A 4,683-nucleotide genomic window follows, 5' to 3' on the forward strand; every position below is an offset into this window, starting at 1 on the left:
AGTCGAATATGTAGATCCATTTGATGGAACTCCAAAAGAGTTTATCAATCATTTTACACTTAAGAGATAATTTACACTGAAATAAAAAAAAGAAAAAACCGAAGGAATACTACCTTCGGTTTTTTTATTTATAAATCATTGATTGCTATTTTTCAAATGATTTACTTCTTTTCTAAAGGTAGGATTTTAAACATCCTAATTGTTCTATATGTAGAATTCAAAAGCTTATTATTCTAAAAAGTATTAAACTCATAGAAGAAAATAGGGTTGCAAAAGATTTTATCAATCACTTTACTTTAAAAAGATAAATCATCATATTTGTCTTATATAATTGTAGGACAATGATTTTAACGAAAAAAACAAAACAAATTATAAAAAGTTTCACAGTAATCTTTATACTATTTAGCTGTCAACTTCATGCGCAATTAATGCCGACATTAATAGGTGACGCAAATGATATTGGAGGTGATTGTTTTGAAATTACTGAAAACATTAATAATCAATCAGGAGCAATTTGGTCAGGAACTCCTATTGATATGACAAACGATTTTATTATTGAGTTTAGAGGGTTTTTCGGTACAAATGATGCTAATGGAGCCGACGGAATTGTATTCATACTAAAAAATACTGCAACACCTGAAATTGGAACTTCTGGTGGTGGAATGGGCTATGAAGGTATTAATAATTCACTAGCTGTCGAATTTGACACATGGCAAAATAATGACTTAGGCGATCCTTTTTTTGATCATCTTGCAATTATAAGTAATGGTGCTAATAATCATAATATTGCTACAAATTTAGCAGGACCAATTCAAGCTTCAGCGACAACACAAAATATTGAAAATGGTTTAGAACACATTATTCGAGTTGAATGGACCGCAGCTACTAATACACTTGATGTTTATTTTGATTGCGATTTACGACTTTCATACTCTGGTGATGTTGTAAATAATATTTTTGGAGGAATTACTAATGCTTATTTTGGCTTTACAGGGTCTACAGGTGGAGCTGCAAACTTACAGCGTGTATGTTTTGATTATGTATCATTCGCAAACTCCTTATCATTAGACGATCAAAATATTTGTCCAGGAAATATAGTTGATTCTGTTGACGCTACCGTTACAGGCGCTACTTCATACTCATGGGCACCAGTTACAGGAGTTAGCGATCCCACAATTGCCAATCCTACATTTAATCCGACAACTACAACAACATATACTGTAAGCATTACAAATAGTTGTGCCGAAATAATACAAGAAAGTTTTACAATTACTTTTAATCCTTTACCAACTGCTAATCCTGTAAACGATTTTGCAGTTTGTGACGATCTTACAAATGACGGTTTTGCGCCTTTTAACTTTACAACACTAAATAATACTGTATTAGGTACGCAAGATCCTAACATATTTGATGTTTCATACCACTTAAGTTTGTCAGATGCCAATGGAAATCTAAATCCATTAACATTTCCATATACAAACACAGCACAATGTGAAGAAATATTCGTTCGTGTAGAAAACAATTCTAATGTATCTTGCTATGAAACAACTAGTTTTGAAATCTGTGTAAACAGTCAACCTAATGCAACTCAACCTAATGATGTATTATTATGTGATATAGGGAATGATGGTTCTGAAATTTATAACCTCTCTCTACAAGAACCTACAATACTTGGTACACAAAATGCTGCTGATATTTCAATTTCTTTTCATGCAAATCAAACGGATGCGGATACCAATATGAATCCACTTTCTACAATGCACCCTGCAATAAATAATGAAACCATTTTTGTCAGAGTAGAAAGTACAGAAGTTGGAAATGACTGTTTTGCAACCACATCTTTTCAATTGTTATTAAATGAAATTCCGATTGCCAATACAGTAGCAGATTTTAGTGTCTGTGATGATGTATCTAATGATGGTGTAAATGCATTTAATTTTACAAATCTTGATATGACTGTGCTCGGAACACTAGATCCTACTTTATTTTCGGTGACATATCATGCGAATCAAACTGATGCAGATGATGGTTTAAATGCACTCGTGTTTCCATACACAAACACAACGCAATGTGAGCAAATATTTGCTCGTGTAGAAAATGATGCGAATTCAATGTGTTACGATGTTACAAATTTTGAAGTATGCGTAAATACACAGCCTATAGCAAATCAACCAAACGATATTACATTATGTGATACAGGAAATGACGCAAGTGAAATCTTTAATCTCCCTCTGCAAGAACTTGCAATACTTGGTACACAAAATGCACTAAATTTTAATATTACATATCACGCAAATCAAATTGATGCAGATATGGACATGAATCCACTTCCTGCAATGCATACAGGAATCAACAATGAAACAATTTATGTTAGAATAGAAAGCACTGAAATTGGAAATGATTGTTTTGCAACGACTTTATTTCAATTATTTTTAAGTGAAACTCCAATAGCAAATCCAATAGCAGATTTTAGTATCTGTGATGATGTATCTAATGATGGTGTAAATGCATTTAATTTTACAAACCTTGATGCAACTGTCCTTGGCACACTAGATCCTACTTTGTTTTCGGTGACATATTATGCAAATCCAACTGACGCAAATGATGGTCTAAATGCATTAACATTTCCATACACAAATACAACACAATGCGAAGATATATATGCTCGTGTAGAAAATGATGCGAATCCAACTTGTTACGATATTACAAATTTTGAAGTCTGTGTCAATACGCAACCTATAGCGAATCAGCCAAATAATATAATAACTTGTGATTTCAATAACGATGGTTCTGAAATTTTTGATTTAAGTTCACAATTCTCAGACATACTTGGGGCACAAAACGCTCCAGACTTCAATATTACATTTCATGCAAATCCTACGGATGCGAATACAGACATGAATCCATTGCCAAACATGTATAACGGCATGAATGCACAAATGATTTATGTTCGAATCGAAAGTACACAAGCTGGAAACATTTGTTATGATGTTACTACTTTTGACTTGCTATTTGATATTCCTCCGATAGTAACAATGCCAACTGATTTAATCGTTTGTGATGATGAAGTTTCAGATGGTTTTACAGCGATAGATTTAAATGTAAAAAATGCTGAAATCGTTAACAATCAAACTGGATTTTCTGTTCAGTACTATCTAACACAAGCGGATGCTGATAATGATATGAATTCACTAGCAATTCCATATACAAACATTAGCAATCCACAAACCGTTTATGTTCGTGTAGAAAGTGGTAATTCAGGTTGTTATATTACCACTTCATTGGTAATTTCTGTAGAAGATGCACCATCTGTTTTCCCTGCAACACCATTGGAATACTGTGATACAGATAATGATGGTTTCGGGATTTTTGATATTAGAAGCACTGAGAGTCAAATTACAGGTGGAGCTGTTACTAATATTGCAGTAACTTATCACGAAACTCCAGAAGATGCTGACAACAATGTAAGCGCCTTGCCAGATAACTATACCAATATCAATGCCTATACTCAAACAATTTATGTTCGTGTGGAGAATGTCCTTACGGGATGTTTCAATGTAGTATCGCTTGATCTTATTGTACATGATTCACCTGAGGTTGCTGCGATGGATGCAACAATTCTTGCTGAATGTGATACCGATACCGATGGAATTGCTCAGTTTGATCTTACTCAAAGTGAACCAGACATTCTAAATGGAGAAGATCCATTAACTCATGATATTTCTTATTACAATACACAAACCAATGCCGCTAATGGTACTGGTGTAGGACAGATCAACAATGCAAACGCTTATAGTAACATACCACCAAGTCCACAAGTGATTTGGGTACGTGTGGAGGATTTAGCCACAGGTTGTTTTACAGTGACCAATCTAACGCTTGTTGTCAATGAATTGCCAACACTTGTACAACTCACAGGTTTAGAAGCATGTGATGCCGTTAGCCTTAATGATGGGATTGAAGTATTTGATCTAACGTCTCTTGCTGAGGACTTACTTAACAGCGCGCCAGGAATTAGTCTTGATTACTATGCCAATGCAGCGGATCTAGCTAGTGATACTCCTATAGCGGATCCAACCATGTATAGCAATACTGAGATTGGTGTACAAACCATCTTTGTAAGAGCTACCAATGATACCACAGGATGTGAAAATACGATTACCTTTGATATTAGAGTCAATCCACTTCCGAGTCCAACCCTTGATCCAAATGGTACGCTTACAGCTGACATTTGTGATGAGGACAATGATGGATTCCAACTCTTTGATTTAAATGATCTGGTAAATGATATTATCAACAATGAGCCTGATGTAGTTTATAGTTTCCATGAGACACTAGAAAATGCACAGATGAATCTATTCCCGCTTGCCTCTCCATATACCAACATTATGATGGATAGTCAAACCATTTATGTTTTGGCAACCAATACTGTGACAGGATGTTTTACTGTTACACCATTATTATTAACAGTTACACCAATTCCTGTATTGCCACTGGTGATTACAGATTTAGAAGAGTGTGACGATGCGTCAAGTTTGGATGGCTTTGATATGTTCGATCTTACTCAGACACAGACAGAGATCTATGGAACACAAACCCCAGGAGACTTCACCCTTAGTTATCACGAGAGTGAAATGGACGCAGAAGATGATGTTAATCCTATTGTGAACCTTACAAATTATA

At 34.7% G+C, this 4,683-nt stretch carries 1 protein-coding gene; it reads left to right on the plus strand.

Annotated elements, in window-relative coordinates; translation table 11 throughout:
- Positions 1 to 341: 341 nt before the first annotated feature.
- The coding region (locus tag ACUUYC_RS25405; RefSeq protein WP_474270652.1) for an L-type lectin-domain containing protein at positions 342 to 4,683 on the plus strand (4,342 nt) is incomplete at its 3' end.

Source organism: Kordia sp. E, assembly GCF_056033805.1.